Origin of the sequence: Streptomyces prunicolor, from assembly GCF_045162825.1 — a bacterium.
GTDB lineage: Bacteria > Actinomycetota > Actinomycetes > Streptomycetales > Streptomycetaceae > Streptomyces > Streptomyces prunicolor.
On sequence record NZ_CP108676.1, the window covers coordinates 6961453 to 6978795 of the forward strand.

The 17343-nt window shown below is 68.5% G+C and carries 16 protein-coding genes; 9 read left to right on the top strand and 7 right to left on the bottom strand.

The window, feature by feature from the left end; genetic code table 11:
* Window positions 1-446 precede the first annotated feature (446 nt).
* From OG588_RS32145 to OG588_RS32160, 4 genes are all read left to right on the top strand, one after another.
* The gene (locus OG588_RS32145; RefSeq protein ID WP_405950308.1) at window positions 447-1220 is read left to right on the top strand and encodes an isoprenyl transferase; all 774 of its coding nucleotides are present in this window, start codon (window positions 447-449) and stop codon (window positions 1218-1220) included.
* Between the two features lie 382 nt (window positions 1221-1602).
* Window positions 1603-2928 carry a PhoH family protein gene (locus OG588_RS32150; protein ID WP_405950309.1) on the top strand — a complete coding sequence of 442 codons (1326 nt, stop codon included), beginning with the start codon at window positions 1603-1605 and terminating at the stop codon, window positions 2926-2928.
* 381 nt (window positions 2929-3309) lie between these two features.
* Window positions 3310-4026: a lytic transglycosylase domain-containing protein gene (locus OG588_RS32155; RefSeq protein ID WP_405950310.1), complete on the top strand. Its 717-nt coding sequence runs from the start codon at window positions 3310-3312 to the stop codon at window positions 4024-4026.
* Window positions 4027-4183: 157 nt separating this feature from the next.
* On the top strand, window positions 4184-5488 hold the full coding sequence (locus OG588_RS32160; protein ID WP_405950311.1) for an AI-2E family transporter: 1305 nt from the start codon (window positions 4184-4186) through the stop codon (window positions 5486-5488).
* 113 nt (window positions 5489-5601) lie between these two features.
* Here the strand turns inward: OG588_RS32160 and OG588_RS32165 are convergent, their stop codons facing one another.
* Window positions 5602-6138 carry an alkyl hydroperoxide reductase gene (locus OG588_RS32165; protein ID WP_405950312.1) on the bottom strand — a complete coding sequence of 179 codons (537 nt, stop codon included), beginning with the start codon at window positions 6136-6138 and terminating at the stop codon, window positions 5602-5604.
* A gap of 6 nt (window positions 6139-6144) precedes the next feature.
* Window positions 6145-6699, bottom strand: coding sequence for a peroxiredoxin (locus tag OG588_RS32170; RefSeq protein WP_405950313.1), 555 nt, complete (start codon window positions 6697-6699; stop codon window positions 6145-6147).
* Window positions 6700-6834: 135 nt separating this feature from the next.
* Here OG588_RS32170 and OG588_RS32175 point away from each other — a divergent pair, with 135 nt between their 5' ends.
* From OG588_RS32175 to OG588_RS32190, 4 genes are all read left to right on the top strand, one after another.
* Entirely contained in the window at window positions 6835-7791 is a 957-nt protein-coding gene (locus OG588_RS32175) for a LysR substrate-binding domain-containing protein (RefSeq protein WP_405950314.1), read from the top strand.
* A gap of 177 nt (window positions 7792-7968) precedes the next feature.
* Window positions 7969-8874 carry a MarR family transcriptional regulator gene (locus OG588_RS32180; RefSeq protein ID WP_405950315.1) on the top strand — a complete coding sequence of 302 codons (906 nt, stop codon included), beginning with the start codon at window positions 7969-7971 and terminating at the stop codon, window positions 8872-8874.
* Window positions 8875-8944: 70 nt separating this feature from the next.
* Window positions 8945-9304, top strand: coding sequence for a roadblock/LC7 domain-containing protein (locus tag OG588_RS32185; protein ID WP_019058494.1), 360 nt, complete (start codon window positions 8945-8947; stop codon window positions 9302-9304).
* A gap of 4 nt (window positions 9305-9308) precedes the next feature.
* Window positions 9309-9737, top strand: a complete 429-nt coding sequence (locus OG588_RS32190; RefSeq protein ID WP_026150674.1) for a hypothetical protein — start codon at window positions 9309-9311, stop codon at window positions 9735-9737.
* Between the two features lie 28 nt (window positions 9738-9765).
* Here the strand turns inward: OG588_RS32190 and OG588_RS32195 are convergent, their stop codons facing one another.
* The 5 genes from OG588_RS32195 to OG588_RS32215 all read right to left on the bottom strand — a co-directional run bounded on the left by OG588_RS32195 (window position 9766) and on the right by OG588_RS32215 (window position 14657).
* Window positions 9766-12108, bottom strand: coding sequence for an ABC transporter permease (locus OG588_RS32195; protein ID WP_405950316.1), 2343 nt, complete (start codon window positions 12106-12108; stop codon window positions 9766-9768).
* Window positions 12105-12797, bottom strand: coding sequence for an ABC transporter ATP-binding protein (locus OG588_RS32200; protein ID WP_405950317.1), 693 nt, complete (start codon window positions 12795-12797; stop codon window positions 12105-12107). Before OG588_RS32200 ends, OG588_RS32195 begins: the two co-directional genes overlap by 4 nt.
* Window positions 12794-13318, bottom strand: coding sequence for a PadR family transcriptional regulator (locus OG588_RS32205; protein WP_019058490.1), 525 nt, complete (start codon window positions 13316-13318; stop codon window positions 12794-12796). Before OG588_RS32205 ends, OG588_RS32200 begins: the two co-directional genes overlap by 4 nt.
* 158 nt (window positions 13319-13476) lie before the next feature.
* Entirely contained in the window at window positions 13477-13734 is a 258-nt protein-coding gene (locus OG588_RS32210) for a hypothetical protein (protein ID WP_405950318.1), read from the bottom strand.
* On the bottom strand, window positions 13731-14657 hold the full coding sequence (locus OG588_RS32215) for an SPFH domain-containing protein (protein WP_405950319.1): 927 nt from the start codon (window positions 14655-14657) through the stop codon (window positions 13731-13733). The genes OG588_RS32210 and OG588_RS32215 overlap by 4 nt, the downstream gene beginning before the upstream one ends.
* A 235-nt stretch (window positions 14658-14892) precedes the next feature.
* Here OG588_RS32215 and OG588_RS32220 point away from each other — a divergent pair, with 235 nt between their 5' ends.
* Complete coding sequence (locus tag OG588_RS32220) at window positions 14893-17253, top strand: transglycosylase domain-containing protein (protein ID WP_405950320.1); 2361 nt, start codon at window positions 14893-14895, stop codon at window positions 17251-17253.
* Window positions 17254-17343: the final 90 nt, after the last annotated feature.

A 17343-nucleotide genomic window follows, 5' to 3' on the forward strand; every position in this document is an offset into this window, starting at 1 on the left:
TCAAGCCGACGTTCGCTGACGGCGTCACCCCTGAGAGCGACATGCCGGGGGGCGGCGGAAAACCTCCACGTTTCTCCACGTTCTCCTTGGAATCCGCTGTGAATCGGCCATGATCAGGGCCGGAATCGGGGGTTCCGCACCCCCCGACGCGTCGTCGGACGGTTTCGGAGAGTAGTTGTGGCACGCCGATGCACGCAGCATCACTTACGAAGGGTTATGGTGGAAACCCCCCCTCGGGCCGGTCCGTATCCCCCCCACGGACCGGCCCGATTTTTTTGTGCCGCGCGTCGAGCGTTTCTGTGCCGTGCGGCGACCGTCCACACATCGGTCGGGTCCGACCTTCGTGCCGAACCGGGATGAGCCCAGACACCCCTTGGGGGAACAGGGCTCCAGCGGGGGTAGGCTTCGACGCCGGGGACTGCCATCCACGGAGGGGCTGACAACACGTGAACCTGCGCGACACCCTGCGCCGACTGCTGGTCAGGTTCTACGCACGCAGGGTGGAAGGCCATCTCGACCACGAGCAGGTGCCCAAGCACATCGGCGTCATCATGGACGGCAACCGGCGCTGGGCGAAGGCCGCGGGCTCGACCACCGTGATGGGACACCGGGCCGGCGCCGAGAAGATCGAGGAGTTCCTCGGCTGGTGCAGCGAGACGGACGTCGAGGTCGTGACGCTCTGGCTGCTGTCGACGGACAACTTCGACCGCCCCCAGGAAGAACTCGGCCCGCTGCTCGGCATCATCGAGAACGTCGTCAGTTCGCTTGCCGCGGACGGTCGCTGGCGTGTGCACCACGTCGGCACCCTCGACCTGCTGCCGACCGGGATGCAGTCCGTCCTCAAGGAGGCAGAGGAGTCCACCGCGCACGTCGACGGGATACTGGTCAACGTCGCCATCGGCTACGGCGGCCGCCAGGAGATCGCCGACGCGGTCCGCTCGATGATCCTGGACGCCGCCGACAAGGGCACCTCGATGGAGGAGCTCGCCGAGCACGTGGACGTCGACCTCATCGGCAAGCACCTCTACACCGGCGCCCAGCCCTACCCCGATCTGGTGATCCGGACCAGTGGCGAACAGCGGCTGTCCGGATTCATGCTCTGGCAGACGGCCCACTCCGAGTACTACTTCTGTGAGGTCTTCTGGCCGGCCTTCCGCAAGGTCGACTTCCTGCGCGCGATGCGTGACTACGCGGCGCGACACCGGCGTTACGGCGGATGACGCGGCCGTAACAGCACGTGACGGGCGGTGGCGGAGAATGATCGGGCCGCTACGGCGAATGACGGACAGAGCACCTGGATCCGCCGGGACCACCCCCCTTGGGACGTAAGTAACAAGGAGTTCACCAGGGCGCCGTCATATGCCGTGGCATGGCGGCGCATGTTCGAGGGCATAAGCCAAGCAGGTCGACGCCCGAACCACGGGTGTCGTATCTCAGCGGACGGCACGGGGCCGTCCGCCCGGGAGGCCCTTTGCACCAGTTCGACCGTGCAGTCAGTACGGGCGAGGCGGAGGGCCGGTTCTCGGCCCGCGCAATGGGGCCTGGACCGGTCCAGCTCCTCTCCGTCGCTCCCCGACCTCTTCCGAGGGGGTACGTCCTTCCGTGGTGACCAGCACAAAGCGCCGTCTGCCTGACCGGCGCACTTATGTCATCGACACCAGCGTTCTGCTGGCCGACCCGAACGCACTGAACCGCTTCGACGAGCACGAAGTCGTGCTGCCGATCGTCGTGGTCACAGAGCTGGAGGCCAAGCGGCACCATCCCGAACTCGGCTACTTCGCCCGGCAGGCCCTGCGCATGCTGGACGAGTTCCGCGTCCGGCACGGTCGCCTCGACGCCCCCATCCCGATCGGGGAACTCGGCGGCACCGTCAGGGTCGAGCTCAACCACTCGGACCCCAGCGTGCTGCCCAGCGGCTATCGCCTGGGGGACAACGACTCCCGCATCCTCGCGGTCGCCCGCAACCTGCAGGCCGAGGGGTACGACGTCACCGTCGTGTCGAAGGACCTTCCGCTCAGGATCAAGGCGTCCTCCGTCGGACTCCTCGCCGAGGAGTACCGCGCGGAACTCGCCATCACGGGCTCCTCCGGCTGGACCGGAATGTCCGAACTGACCCTGCCCGGCGAACAGGTGGACATCCTCTTCGAGGAGGGCCACGTCTACGTCCCGGAAGCCGCCGACTTCCCCGTCCACACCGGTCTCACCATCCAGTCCGAGCGCGGCAAGGCGCTCGGCCGGGTCACGGCGGACGGCAACGTCCGTCTCGTCCGCGGCGACCGGGAGGCGTTCGGCATCAAGGGCCGCAGCGCGGAGCAGCGCATCGCGCTGGATCTGCTGCTCGACCCGGACATCGGGATCCTGTCCATGGGCGGCCGGGCCGGCACCGGCAAGTCCGCGCTCGCGCTCTGCGCGGGCCTGGAGGCCGTACTGGAGCGCGGCCAGCACAAGAAGGTGATGGTCTTCCGGCCGCTGTACGCGGTGGGCGGACAGGAGTTGGGCTATCTGCCCGGCTCCGAGGCCGACAAGATGGGCCCCTGGGCCCAGGCGGTCTTCGACACGCTGTCCGCGGTCACCAGCCGCGAGGTCATCGAGGAGGTCACCGCCCGCGGGATGCTCGAAGTCCTGCCCCTCACCCACATCCGCGGCCGCTCGCTGCACGACGCGTTCGTGATCGTGGACGAGGCGCAGTCCCTGGAGCGGAACGTCCTGCTGACCGTGCTGTCCCGGATCGGCGCCAACTCGCGGGTGGTCCTCACCCACGACGTGGCCCAGCGGGACAACCTGAGGGTCGGTCGCTACGACGGTGTCGTCGCCGTGGTGGAGAAGCTGAAGGGCCACCCGCTCTTCGCGCATGTGACCCTCACGAGGTCCGAGAGGTCCCAGATCGCGGCGCTTGTGACCGAAATGCTGGAGGACGGTCAAATCTGAGGTAATTCAGGGCAGTTGGCGCCGTCCCGCGAAGCCGATGAGCTTAGCGGGGCGGCGCTTTCGCGTCTCGCTGTTTCTCGAAATCCCGTGGGGCAAACGGGATGTGAGCTTTCACACGCAACTCAGAATTGCCACCCGGCGTCCGGTTACGGCAGAGTCTCATTCCTGTCAGGCCCCGCATACGACACACGTGTACCCCCAGCGGTATGCACCACTTGAGCATCACAGCCAACTCCACAGCGAAGTCGTATGCCGCCCGCTCTCCACGCGGCGCTCCCCGAGCGGGAGTTGCCCACCGGGCCCGTGCCTCCCGTGACCCCGCAGTTGGGAGGCCAGCGATCAGGGGCACGATTGCGTCCGCCAGGGTCACCGAAGCGGACGATGCTGGAAGGAAACCGTGTGAGCCGGATTTCGGTCCGGGGATTCGCCGTGGCTTCGGCCACCGCGGTCACCGCCGTCGGAAGCGTCGTAGGCGTTGCCTCGGGCAGCGTCGCACAGGCGCAGAACAATGACGCCGAGACGACGGCAGCCGACACCACGCTCCTGGCGGACATCCCCTCGGGTCAGCAGGCCCAGGTACAGACCGCCTCCTTGACGCAGCAGGCCGACGCCCAGGCGATCCAGGCCGACGCGAGCGCCAAGAAGGACGCGGAGGAGTCGGCCCGCCTGGCCGCCGCCAAGACCGCCGTCGCCAAGAAGGCGGCTGCGGAGAAGGCCGAGAAGGCCGCCAAGGAGAAGGCAGAGGCGAAGGCCGCTGCCGCCAAGGCAGGCAGTTCCTCGTCGAGCTTCCCCGTGCAGAGCTCCTACACGGTCGCGCAGATCCAGTCGATGGCCGCCTCCATGGTGCCCAGCGGCCAGTACCAGTGCTTCAGCAACATCGTGGACCACGAGTCCAGCTGGAACTACCGCGCGGTCAACGCCTCTTCCGGCGCCTACGGCCTCTTCCAGGCCCTGCCCGGTTCCAAGATGTCCTCGGTCGGTTCGGACTGGCAGACGAACCCGGCCACCCAGATCAAGTGGGGCCTCAACTACATGGACAGCCGCTACGGCAGCCCGTGCGAGGCCTGGTCCTTCTGGCAGGCGAACAGCTGGTACTAGTACCGGCGTCGGCCCGGACGTCCGTTCCGGTCCGGCCCGCTCTCAACCTCACGAGGCCCCTCCCCGTCATAGGGGGAGGGGCCTTCGCCCTGTACGGTCGGACACGCAGCGACTCCAGGGGGGAGTAGTGGGGCAAGACGGGGGAAGAGGACAATTCATGTCGCGAGTACCAGGATGGCTCGGCAAGGTCGGCGCCGGACTGAGCGAGATGGGGGAGCGGTTGGACGAGCGTCGCGCCGAGGTGGCGAAGGAAGACGCCGACACCGCGCCCGAACCGCCCGCGGACCACCCCGAACACCCCCAACCCCGGGAACCCGTACCGGTCACCATCGCCCGCGACCGCCCCGACCCCGCGCTCGCCGTGCCCTGGGGCGTGCGCGTCGCCGCCGAAGCGGGCTGGCGGCTGCTGATCCTGGCCGGCACGGTCTGGATCCTGATGCGCGTCATCAGCGCCGTCCAACTGGTGGTCCTGGCCTTCGTAGCCGCACTCCTCATCACGGCCCTGCTCCAGCCGACGGTGGCCCGCCTGATCCGCTACGGCTTCCCGCGCGGCGTCGCCACCGCCCTCACCGCGATCCTCGGCTTCGTCGTGATGGGGCTGATCGGCTGGTTCGTGACCTGGCAGGTCATGGCGAACATCGACAACCTCTCCGACCAGGTCCAGAACGGCGTCGACGACCTGCGCAACTGGCTGCTCAAGGGCCCGTTCCACGTCACCGAGAAGCAGATCAACCAGATCGCCAAGAACCTCCGCGAGGCCATCGGCGCGAACACCGACCAGATCACCTCGGCGGGGTTGGAGGGCGTCCAGGTCATCGTCGAGGCGCTGACCGGCATCCTCCTGACGGTCTTCTCGACCCTCTTCCTTCTCTACGACGGCCCGAAGATCTGGCAGTGGTCGTTGAAGCTGGTGCCCGCGGCGGCCCGGCCGGCGATGGCGGGCGCGGGTCCTCGCGCCTGGCGCACGCTCACGGCCTACGTCCGCGGCACGGTGATAGTCGCTCTCATCGACGCCGTCTGCATCGGCGTCGGCATCTACTTCCTCGGCGTACCGATGGCCGTGCCGCTGGCCGTGTTCATCTTCCTGTTCTCGTTCATCCCGCTGGTCGGCGCGGTGGCCTCCGGCGCGCTGGCGGTGGTCGTCGCGCTGGTCACCCAGGGCGTGTTCACCGCGACCCTGACGCTGGCCGTGGTCCTTGCCGTCCAGCAGATCGAGGGCCACATCCTCCAGCCCTTCATCCTGGGCCGCGCGGTCCGGGTGCACCCGCTAGCGGTGGTCCTGTCGGTCGCCGCGGGTGGGATGGTCGCGGGGATCGGTGGAGCCGTGGTGGCGGTGCCGTTGGTCGCGGTGCTGAACACGGTGGTGAGTTACCTGAAGTCGTACTCCCAGGAACCGGGGCGGGGGGCTACGGCGGTGTCCTCACTGCCGGCAGATCCCGAACCGTCGGACCAGGCGCCGTAAAATTTCCCAACCACCCATCCGTTTACCGTTTCTCGGAAGGTTCACCTTCAACTGCCGGTAAACGGGCGGGTGGTGGGCAAAGGTCCGGGGGTCAGCCGGACGGACAGCCGAAGTCACTCAGCGGCCAGTACCGCCTCCGCCTCCAACGTAACCCCCACCGCCTCCACAACAGCCGCGATCTTGAACGCCTCCTGGATCACCTCGCGTTCAACACCCGCCTTGCGCAACACCTGTTCGTGCGAGTCGAGACACATCCCGCACCCATTGATCGCGGACACGGCGAACGACCACAGCTCGAAGTCGATCTTGTCGACCCCGGGGTTGCCGATGACGTTCATCCGCAGCCCCGCGCGGAGCGTGCCGTACTCGTGGTCGGAGAGGAGATGACGCGTCCGGTAGAAGACGTTGTTCATCGCCATGATCGCGGCGGCGGACTTGGCCGCGCTGTACGCCTCCGGCGACAGGTTCGCTTTCGCCTCGGGCGCCAACTCCCGCAGCACGAGCGGCGATCGGGACGCGATCGCCGTAGCGAGGACCGTGCCCCACAGCTGCTGCGTCGGCAGGTCGGAGTTGCCGATGACCGAACCCAGGTTGAGCTTCAGGTCCTTGGCGTAGTCCGGTATGGCGGACTTCAGGGTGTCCAGTGACATGTCAGGTCACTTCCCGGCGAGCAGCGCGCCCGCGTCGAGCGTGTCGTCGCCCTTGGTCCAGTTGCACGGGCAGAGCTCGTCCGTCTGGAGCGCGTCGAGGACCCGGAGGACCTCCTTCGGGTTACGGCCGACGGAGCCCGCGGTCACCATGGAGAACTGGATCTCGTTGTTCTGGTCCACGATGAACACCGCGCGCTTGGCGAAGCCGTCCTCGCCCTCGATGCCGAGGTCGCGCATCAGCTCGTGCTTGGAGTCGGCGAGCATCGGGAACGGCAGGTCGCGCAGGTCGGCGTGGTCCTTGCGCCAGGCGTGGTGGACGAACTCGGAGTCGCCGGAGAAGCCGAGTACCTGGGCGTCACGGTCGGCGAACTCGTCGTTCAGCTTGCCGAAGGCGGCGATCTCGGTGGGGCACACGAAGGTGAAGTCCTTGGGCCACGCGAAGACGATCTTCCACTTGCCCTCGTAGGTCTTGTGGTCGATCTGCTCGAACTCCTGACCCTTCTCCAGCGAGACACAGGCGGTCAGATCGAACGACGGGAACTTGTCACCGACAGTGAGCACGGGCTCTCCTTGCAGCGGAGGAACACCCCAGCGGAATGGGTGCTTCTCGTGGGTTGGTCGGCCCCGATCCTGGCACAACGTGCATTGATTGTGGAAATAGCTACACTTGGTCGTGTTGATCGGAGGCGGTTATCAGTGACCGTTAGTAATACGAGTAAGAGGCGTCAGCCCAGCCTGGCCCAGCTGCGGGCCTTCTCCGCGGTCGCCGAGCACCTCCATTTCCGGGACGCCGCCGCCGCGATCGGCATGAGCCAGCCCGCCCTCTCCGGTGCCGTCGCCGCGCTGGAGGACACCCTCGGGGTCACCCTCCTGGAGCGCACCACCCGCAAGGTGCTGCTCTCGCCCGCCGGTGAGCGGCTCGCCGTACGGGCGAAGGCGGTACTGGAGGAGGTCGGGGCGCTGATGGCGGAGGCGGAGGCGGTACGGGCGCCGTTCACCGGGGCGCTGCGGCTCGGGGTCATCCCGACCGTCGCGCCGTATCTGCTGCCGACCGTGCTGCGGCTGGTGCACGACCGGTACCCGGACCTCGATCTCCAGGTGCACGAGGAGCAGACCGCGAACCTGTTGGAAGGGCTGACCACCGGGCGCCTCGACCTGCTGCTGCTCGCCGTGCCGCTCGGGGTGCCCGGGGTGGTCGAACTCCCGTTGTTCGACGAGGACTTCGTGCTTGTCACCCCGCTCGATCATCCCCTCGGCGGCCGGTCCGGCATCCCGCGCGAGGCGCTGCGCGAGCTGAACCTGCTGCTGCTCGACGAGGGGCACTGTCTGCGCGACCAGGCGCTCGACATCTGCCGGGAGGCGGGGCGGGCGGACGCGCCGGTCACCACCACCGCGGCCGGGCTGTCCACGCTGGTGCAGCTGGTCGCCGGCGGGCTCGGGGTGACCCTCCTGCCGCGTACCGCCGTGCGCGTCGAGACGACCCGCAGCGACCAGCTCCTCACCGGGTACTTCACCGAGCCCGCCCCGACCCGCCGGATCGCCCTCGCGATGCGCACCGGAGCGGCCCGCCGTGCCGAGTACCAGGAGCTGGCCGCGGCCCTGCGTGAGGCGCTACGACCGTTGCCCGTAAGGGTGTTGGGCGGCAGTGCCTGACCCGCCCCTGTTCGGTCAAATGAGCGTCGGACAAAGGAAGTCGAACGGCGGGAATTCTCAACTTCCGTCACCCGCAGGCAGGTAGCAAGAACCCGTCCGGAATATGCGCGCGGACTGATACACCTTCACCCCTGAGCGCTACACGTCAGTTGCGTGTACGAAAAGCCTAGGGGAGTGATGTCGGGCATTCGGGATTCCCTCGGCCGGGCCGGTCACGACCTGCTCGTGCGGGCTCTCGCGACCTGTGGGCGCGAGGAGTTCACCGGGGGGCTGCGGGTGTCCGGCAGGCCCGGCGGCACCTTTCATCTGCGGCGCGGGCTCGTCGTCGCCGTGGAGAGTCCCGGTGCTCCAGGGCCCGAGGCGCTGCTGCTGCGCTCCGGCCGGATCGGCGGGGAGCAATGGGCCGATCTGGTAAGGGAGTCGGGCGGCACACGCTGGCCGCTGGACGGGCTGATCGCCCACGGGTACGCGGGCGCCGCCCAGTTGCGGATCGTGTGTGTGCTGGCCCTCCACGACGCGGCCTTCGCGGTCGTTGCCGGGGACGTCGACGACTGTGAACTCGCCCCGGACGAGCGGCCGTTCGCCCCCGTCGCGCTCGGCGAGCCATCGGTCAGGCTGCTCCAGGACGCGGCCCGGAAAGCCGCCGCGATCGCCGCGCTGCCGTATCCCGTACGCCCCGACCGGGAACGCCCGCGGCCCCCGGCGCATGTCCTCGACGAGGCCGGACTCGGGCTGCTGCAACGGGAGTTGCTCGGCCAGGTCGACGGTCGGCGTACCGCACGCGATCTCGCGTTCCGTACCGGGCGCGCGGTCTACACCGTGACCGCCGAGGTCGCGCGGATGCTCGCCGAGGGGTTGCTGGAGTGTGCGGACGCACCCGCGCCGATCGCGGTCCGGCTGCCGCCCGAGGCGCCTGTCGTACGCCGTCGTGAACCGGAGCCCGCGGCACCGCAGTTCACCGCGCCCACCGCCCTGCCCCGGCGGAATCCGGGCGCCAGCGGCATCACCGAAACTCTCGTCCCCGAAAAGAGCGGGGCGGGTTGGAAAGGGTTCTTCCGGATGCGGAACGGAACCCCGAAATGAACACGACGGACGAAATGCGATCAGTTTTAGGGGAGTTGAGTAAGTGGATCACAAAGCCCTGACATTGGAAATGCGCACCTTGCGGGAACAGGTGACCGGTATCACCGACACCGCGCTCACGGCGGCCGACGGACTGCTCATCGCGGCCGACACCGCCGACACGATCGACCCGGAGGCCCTCGCCGCGTTGGCCGCGGCCGGCCTGGGCCTGGCCCGGCGCACCGCCGCGGCCACCGACCGCGGCACGCTGCGCCAGACGGTGACGTACGGCAGTCACGGCTGCGCCGCGACCTACGCCGTGGGCGACACCGCGCTGATGGTGGTGCTCGGCGACGAGGGGATGGACGTGGACCGGCTGCACCTCGCGGCCCGGCCGACGTTGGACCGCATCGAGTCGATCCTCACTGAGAAGGCGTCAGAAGGAGTGTGAAGGGATGGCGACAAAACGTATGACCCCAGGATTCTCCGACCAGGTGATGGGCCTGGTCAAAACCCTCCGCACCGATGCCCCCGACTGCGTGGCCTCGGGTGTGGTCGACATGTCCACCGGCATGTTGCTGTCGTACGAGACCATCGACAATCACCCGCCAGAGGTCCTCGACCTGCTGGCGGGTGCGACCCTCGACCTGTTCCAGGGCCGGACGGTCGCGATGATCGAGGACGTCTTCAAAGAGCGTCGCGGGATCACCAGCGACCACCACTACTTCCAGGAGATCCTCGTCAACAGCGAGAACCTCACCCATCTGTTCGTCCGGATGACCGAGCAACAGGACGTCGTCGCCGTGGTCGTCTGCCGCAAGTCCGTGAACGTGGGCATGCTCTTCGCCCAAGTCCGGCGCGTGGTGCGGGAGTACGGGCTCTGACCGAAGAGGGCGGGCGGCTGCGGGCGGACTACTCCGTGCGCAGCCCGTCCGGCCGCATCATCCGCAGCAGCGGCGGCAGGCTCAGCAGGGTCACCGCCAGGACCACCCCCGCGCCGATGCCGGACATGGCCAGCACACTCGCCCAGTCGATCCGGATCGCCGTGGCGCTCATCTTCAGCAGCACCGCGCCCAGCGTCAGCCCCACCACCGTGGCCAGGACCAGGCCCAGCCCGATGGGGATCGCCGTCTGCCACAGCACCGACAGGCTCAGCGTGCGCCGCCGGGTGCCGAAGGCGACCAGCGCCGACAGCAGCTTCCTGCGCTCCCGCAACTGCTCCAGCTGCGACACCAGCAGACTCGCCCCGATGAGGAGCAGCACACAGCCGGCCCCGATGAACAGCCCGGTGCGGATCGAACGGAACTGCGGCGACTCGTCGTTGGCCGACATGACGAACACGTCCGCCAGCGGGTCCATCGCCGCGACGGTGTTCCGCGCGTAGTCGCTCGCGTCCGGCACCGACTGGTCGAGCGAGACGAACACCTTCTGGTCCAGGCCCTTCACCGCGTTCGCGGGCAGCGCGCCCGAGGTGATCAGCAGTCCGTCACGCGCGTAGCCGCTCGGGTCCTCGCGGTGGGTCGCCGTCTTCACTCCGGCCGGCATCTTCCAGGTGGCCGGTGCGCTCGGCATCTCGTCGTACGACGGGTCGAAGTACACCGTCCGGCCGGCCCTGGCCAGCTGCTCCGTCTTGGCGGTGGCCCCGGGGTCGGCGCCGCCGGTGAGCCGGAAGACGTCACCGTTGCGGCAGGCCGTCAGGTGGGCCACCGCACGCAGCTGGGCGCAGCTGCCGACGGCCACTTCCGCCACGTCGTCCGGGTTCTTCGCCCGCTCGCCGATCGTGGTCTGCGAGATGGCCGACGTATCGCGCACGCCCTTGGTCCCCGCGAGCCTGTGGTCGGCCTCGGCCAGCGAGGTGCCGCTGGCGACGGTGACCTCCATCTGGGCCCGGCGCAGATCGTTGCCGGTCGGCTTGGTGTAGTTGCCCTGGACGCCGGAGAACAGCATCTGCAGGGCGATCGCCCCGGCCACCGCGACCGCGATGCCGTTGACCATCCGGGCGGCCGTACCACTGCTCAACTGGAGCCTGCGGACGGCGAGTTGCCAGGACACCGAGCCGGAGTTCAGCCGGGCCACGGTGGCCTCGACGACCCACGGCAGCAGCGCGGTGACGCCGACGAGCAGCAGGACCGTGCCGCCGATCACCAGCCACTGGTTGAAGTTGCCGTTGGAGTCGCCCTTGCCGGTCATCGGGTAGAGCATCGCGAGGCCGGCCAGTGGCAGCAGCAGCCGCCACCACAGCCGGCGGCGCGGCGGCTTCGCCTTGCGGACCACGCCGAGCGGTTCGATGACGACCCCGCGCAGCGCGAGCAGCGTCACCAGCACGGCCGCGGCCGGCACGGCGACGGCGACGAGCAGGGCGAGCGCGGGCGACGGGTTGAGGTCGCTGGGGTACAGGCTGATGTCCCGCACGTCGATCAGCGACGCCAACTGCCGCCCGGCCAGGAAGAATCCGGTGCCGAAGACGAGCCCGAGGAGCGCCCCCGCGAGCGCCTCGCCGCCCGCGATCCGGCGTGCCATCCGCCCGTCCGCACCGACCAGCCGCAGGGCCGCGAGCCGCCGGTCCCGGCGCTCGCCGCCGAACCGCACGGCCGCCGCGATGAACACTGCGACCGGCAGCAGCAGCACGATGAACACGATCAGGATCAGCAGGAGCAGCACCGGGTCCAGCTTGTCCGGCGTGTTGCCCGGGGAGGGCCCGTAGTAGTTGATGCGCTCGACGGTGCCGCCGGACTGACGCCCTTCCAGTCCCTTCCCGCCCGAGTAGTAGGCGAGTTCGGCGGGCCCGATGAGCCCGGTCTGCCCGATCGTGCCGGTGATCCGGTAGGGCAGCCGCGCACGCAGCAGCTTCCCGGAGTCCGACTTCAGCAGCTTCTCCAGCGCGGGGGAGACGACCATGTCGCCGACCGCGGGGAACTTCGCGACCCCCGGCGGCAGCGGCGCCTTGGCGCCCTCGGGCTCCAGCAGCCGGCCGCGGACGTCCTTGCTGCGGAACGTGGTGTCCGTGTCGGCGACGACGACGGTGTTGTCCGCCTTCGCCAACTGCTTCCCGCTGTACGTGAAGTCCATCCGGGCGTTGCCCCGCGCGTCCCGCTCGGACAGCGCGTTCGGCAGTGCGGTGGTGAGCAGCAGCAGCGCCACCCCGAGCCCGACGCCGACAGCCGTCAGTACGGCCCGTACCCAGCCCTCACGCCCGCCGCCGAAGGCGAACCGCACCCCCATGGCCAGATCGGCCGCCCACTGACGCGAGTTCATACGATGCGCTCCATGTCCCTGGACTTGCCGTCCCGTACGACGATCTCGCGGTCCGAGTAGGCGGCCACCCGTGCCTCGTGCGTGACCAGCACGACGGCCGCGTTCGTGGACCGGGCCGCCTCGGTCAGCAGCTCCATCACGCGCTCGCCGTTGAGCGAGTCGAGCGCGCCGGTCGGCTCGTCGGCGAACAGCACCCGCGGGCTGGTGACCAGCGAACGGGCGACGGCGACGCGCTGCCCCTGCCCGCCGGAGACCTCACCGGGCCGCTTCTTGGCAAGGTCGTCGACCTCAAGGCGCTGCATCCAGTTCAGCGCGGCCCGCTCGGCCTCCTTGCGGTGCGTTCCGTTCAGCCGCAGCGGCAGGGCGACGTTCTCGACGCAGGTCAGCTCCGGCACCAACTGCCCGAACTGGAACACGAACCCGAACTCCGAGCGGCGCAGCGCACTGCGCTGGGCGTCGCTCATGGTCGCCATCTCCTGCCCGTTGTACGTGATCGAGCCCGAGTCGGGCGGCACGATCCCGGCGAGACAGTGCAGCAGCGTCGACTTCCCCGACCCGGAGGGCCCCATCACGGCGACGACCTCACCGGGATGGATGGAGAACTCCGCGCCGTCCAGCGCGGTCGTCGGACCGTAGGCCTTGCGCAGCTCATGGGCCGCGAGCAGGGAACCGGCGGGATGTGTCGTCACTTGGCAACCACCTCGGCGAGTTTGTCGAGGCGCGCGGCGGTGAGCTCCAGCCACCGCAGGTCGGCCTCCAGATGGAAGAGGGCGTGGTCGCAGATCAGCTGGTCCGCGAGGTCGCCCTTGCGCTTGCGGTCGGTCAGGATGCGCATGCTGCGCAGATGCTCGGAGCGCTGCACGTCGAGGATCTCGGCCGCGTTCCGGTGGGTGAGCAGCGCGAGGACGACCTTGGTGTAGAGGGCCGACTGCAGATACGGCTCGGGCTTCTCCGGCGTCGCGAGCCACTGCTGTACGTCGGTGATCCCGGCGTCGGTGATCGCGTACCGCTTGCGCTCGGGACCGCCGCCCGCCTCTATCCCGTCGACCTCGACGAGACCGTTCTTCAGCAGTCGGGACATCGTCGAGTAGACCTGGCCGTAGTGCAGCGGCCGGTCGTGACCGAACTTCTCGTCGAAGGCCCGCTTCAGGTCGTAACCGTGACGCGGGCCGGACTCCAGGAGCCCCAGAAGGGTGTGACCGATGGACATGCGGAGCACTCTACACACGGGGTATACCTGGCGTGTATACGCACGGTGTGTAGATCATGGCGGCCCGTATGAGTCCGCAGGTGGGGGCCGATTGTCACGGTTCTGCCACACAGAGGTCTGCACCATCCAGCCCGTCCGGCGTTTGAGGACGAGGCCGTTCAGGCCGACGGGGGTCTGGGGGCGGAGCCCCCAGGAGGCCGACCACGACGAGGCAGAGGTCCGGCCTCGCCGGGCAACCGACCCGCCTCCGCCAAAGCCCTGCGCAACAGAAACTCGATCTGCGCGTTGGCGGACCGCAGTTCATCCCCGGCCCACCGCGCAACGGCCTCGTACACCGCAGGGTCCAGCCGCAGCAGCACCTGCTTGCGCTGCTGCGGCCGGCGCTTCGCCTCGGAGGCCTCGGAAGGTTCGGTCACTGGTACAGAGTGCCCGTGTTCAGCACCGGCTGCGGCGCCCGGTCCCCGCACAGCACCACCAGGAGGTTGGAGACCATCGCCGCCTTCCGTTCGTTGTCCAGCTCCACGATGTCCTGCTCGGTGATCCGGGCCAGCGCCGCCTCGACCATGCCGACGGCCCCGTCCACGATCTGCCGCCGGGCCGCGACGACCGCCCCGGCCTGCTGTCGCTGGAGCATCGCCGAGGCGATCTCGGGCGCGTACGCGAGATGCGTGAAGCGGGACTCGATGATCTGGACGCCGGCCGCCTCGACCCGGGCGCTCAGTTCGACGGCGAGCTTCTCGGTGATCTCCTCGGCGTTCCCGCGCAGCGAGAGCCCGCCCTCGTCGTGGGCGTCGTAGGGATACTCGATGGCGATGTGCCGTACGGCCGTCTCGGTCTGGGTGGCGACGAACTCGGTGTAGTCGTCGACCTCGAAGGTGGCCTGCGCGGTGTCGCGGACCTTCCAGACGATGACCGCGGCGAGCTCGATGGGGTTGCCGTAGGCGTCGTTGACCTTGAGGGTCGGGGTCTCGTGGTTGCGGACGCGGGTCGAGATCTTCGTGCGCGAGGTGAACGGGTTCACCCAGCGCAGCCCGTCCTGCCGGATCGTCCCCCGGTACCGCCCGAAGAGCTGCACGACCCGCGCCTCGCCCGGCGCCACCGTGTTCAGCCCGCGCATCGCGATGAACGCGGTGAGCAGGACGAGGATGCCGCCGATGATCAGCGCGGCCTTGGCGCCGCCCGCGTCGACCGCACCGGCTGTGACCAGTAGCCCGGCGGAGACGAGCAACCCGGTCAGGCCGAGGACGAGCGCGAGCCCGCCGCCGATGCTGTGCGCGGCGAACTCCCGCACGCGCGGGGCAGGCATGTCCGGTACGTCTGCGGGTACTTCGGTGGTCATGATGGTCCCCCGTATCTTGGTTGAATCAAAGTGATATCACTTTACCCGGGTACGGCAACCCTCAACCCCTCTCGTACGTCGGTTCCATAAGGACGGGTGCTGATTGTCACGTCCGTAATGGACCGGATCGACAGCCCTTTGTCATAACTCCTGGTGTTAGCTTTCTGAGCTGACTTGACGGGCGAACCTGTGTGACACCAGAGCACAAGAGAGCGAAGCGGAGCGGAACGGACTCATGGGACGAGCGGAAGAGAGACGAGCGCGTCAGCGCGGTGGACACCGCGCGGCGCCCAAGACCCGCCGCTCGTCAGGGGCGGACGGCACGGCAGCCACGAGCGCCACCGAAGTCAAGGACGGCAAGAGCGCCAAGGACGGCAAGGGCGCCAAGGACGGGAAGAGCTTCATACGCAGGCTCTTCACCTGGAAGAAGATCCTCGGCACCTTCCTCGGCTTCTGCCTGCTGGGCATCGGTGCCTTCATCGTGCTCTACATGATGATCAGCATCCCCGCGGGCAATGCCGACGCGAAGCTGCAGAGCAACATCTACAAGTACAGCGACGGCTCGGTCCTGACCCGCAAGGGCGTGGTCAACCGCGAGAACGTGGACCTCTCACAGGTGCCCAAGCCTGTGCAGGAGACGTTCGTGGCCGCCGAGAACAAGACCTTCTACCAGGACGCCGGCGTCGACCTCAAGGGCACCGCGCGCGGCCTGCTCAACACGCTGTCCGGCAAGGGCGCGCAGGGTGGCTCGACGATCACCCAGCAGTACGTGAAGAACTACTACCTGACGCAGGACCAGACCGTCACGCGCAAGCTGAAGGAAATGGTCATCTCGCTGAAGCTGGACCGCGAGAAGTCCAAGGAGTACATCCTCGCCGGGTACATCAACACCAGCTACTACGGCCGCGGCGCCTACGGCATCCAGGCCGCCGCCCAGGCCTACTACCAGGTCGACGCGAAGAAGCTCACGGTCGAGCAGGGCGCCTATCTCGCCGCGCTGCTGCAGGCGCCGAACCAGTACGACTGGCAGGCCGCGACCGACACCGGCCGGAAGCTGGTGCAGGCGCGCTGGAACTACGTGCTGGACAACATGGTCGGGCAGAAGTGGCTCAGCGCGACCGAGCGCGAGGGGATGAAGTTCCCGGTCCCCAAGGCGCCCAAGGCCGAGGCCGGCATGGAGGGCCAGAACGGCTACATGGTGTTCGCGGCCAACCAGGCCCTGGAGAAGCAGCTGATCTCGCAGGGCGTGGCCGCCAACACCAAGGAGGCCGAGGCGCTGGTCGACGCGGGCGGCTGGACGATCACGCTCAACATCGACAAGAAGAAGCAGGCCCAGCTGGAGAAGTCGGTCAAGTCCCAGCTGACCAGCAAGCTCAATGCCAAGAAGCGCAAGGTCGACGCGAACGTCCAGCCCGGCGCGGTCTCCGTGAACCCCACGACGGGCGCGGTCGTGGCGATGTACGGCGGCGCGGGCTACACGGAGCACTACCAGAACAACGCGACCCGCACCGACTACCAGCCCGCGTCCACGTTCAAGCCGGTGATCCTGGCCGCGGCCCTGGCCGACGAGGCCAAGACGCAGTCCGGCAAGACGATCACGACCAAGACGCTCTACGACGGCACCAGCAAGCGCCCGGTCGTGGGCAGCGACATCGCGTTCGCGCCGGAGAACGAGGACGACGTCGACTACGGCAAGGTCACCGTCCAGACGGCGATGAACAAGTCGATCAACTCCGTCTTCGCGCAGCTCGGTGTCGACGTCGGCATGGACAAGGTCATGAAGACCGCGGGCGAACTGGGCATGGACACCGGCGACTTGAAGGCCGTACCGGCGCAGACCCTCGGCACCATGGGTGCGAGCCCGATGGAGATGGCCGGTGTCTACGCCACCTTCGACAACCACGGCAAGAAGGTCACCCCGGCCCTCATCAAGTCGGTCGCGCACAACACGCGCAACATCACCATGCCGAACCCGATCGGCGCCCAGGTCATCCCGCGTGAGGCCGCCGACACGGTGTCCTCGGTGCTGACCGGTGTGGTCGACGACGGTACGGCGAAGAAGTCGGTGGCCGAGAACAGCAAGCGCGACGGGCAGCAGGTCGCGGGCAAGACCGGTACGTCCGACAACAACAAGTCGGCCTGGTTCACCGGCTACACGCCCGACTTGGTCACCTCTGTCGGCCTGTTCGGCGAGGGCGCGGTCGGGACCAAGCAGGCGAGCCAACAGGTGACGCTGACCGGCGCCACCGGCCTCATCCCGTACCCGGGCCGTATCAACGGTGGTGGCTACCCGGCGCAGATCTGGGCGACGTACATGTTCGGAGTGACCAAGGCGAACGGCAAGTTCGACCTGGACACCGACCAGGGCGCGGCGGTCGAGCCGGACTACACGCCGACGGTGACCCCGACCCCGTCGGCGACACCGTCCGTGACGCCGACGACCAAGTCGCCGTCCCCGACCCCGACTTCGGAGTCACCCACGCCGACCCCGACTCCGACGCCGACCCCGACACCCACCCCGACGCCGACGACCAGTTCGCCGACGACACCGAGCGACGACAACACGGACAACCCGTTCGACCAGCTCGACCAGTAGTCGGGTCACGCGGCCAGTAGTCAGGTCACACGCAGAGAGGGCGCCCGGCACTTCGCCGGGCGCCCTCTCTGCGTGCCGCTGGGTGAACTC

What these genes read in the sequence shown, in the direction of transcription:
- OG588_RS32215 (WP_405950319.1), bottom strand. Translation starts at nt 14,657, where the DNA reads ATGACCACCGAAGTACCCGCAGACGTACCGGACATGCCTGCCCCGCGC.
- OG588_RS32165 (WP_405950312.1), bottom strand. Translation starts at nt 6,138, where the DNA reads ATGTCACTGGACACCCTGAAGTCCGCCATACCGGACTACGCCAAGGAC.
- OG588_RS32205 (WP_019058490.1), bottom strand. Translation starts at nt 13,318, where the DNA reads ATGTCCATCGGTCACACCCTTCTGGGGCTCCTGGAGTCCGGCCCGCGT.
- OG588_RS32195 (WP_405950316.1), bottom strand. Translation starts at nt 12,108, where the DNA reads ATGAACTCGCGTCAGTGGGCGGCCGATCTGGCCATGGGGGTGCGGTTC.
- OG588_RS32185 (WP_019058494.1), top strand. Translation starts at nt 8,945, where the DNA reads ATGCGCACCTTGCGGGAACAGGTGACCGGTATCACCGACACCGCGCTC.
- OG588_RS32180 (WP_405950315.1), top strand. Translation starts at nt 7,969, where the DNA reads ATGTCGGGCATTCGGGATTCCCTCGGCCGGGCCGGTCACGACCTGCTC.
- OG588_RS32160 (WP_405950311.1), top strand. Translation starts at nt 4,184, where the DNA reads ATGTCGCGAGTACCAGGATGGCTCGGCAAGGTCGGCGCCGGACTGAGC.
- OG588_RS32190 (WP_026150674.1), top strand. Translation starts at nt 9,309, where the DNA reads ATGGCGACAAAACGTATGACCCCAGGATTCTCCGACCAGGTGATGGGC.
- OG588_RS32155 (WP_405950310.1), top strand. Translation starts at nt 3,310, where the DNA reads ATGCTGGAAGGAAACCGTGTGAGCCGGATTTCGGTCCGGGGATTCGCC.
- OG588_RS32220 (WP_405950320.1), top strand. Translation starts at nt 14,893, where the DNA reads ATGGGACGAGCGGAAGAGAGACGAGCGCGTCAGCGCGGTGGACACCGC.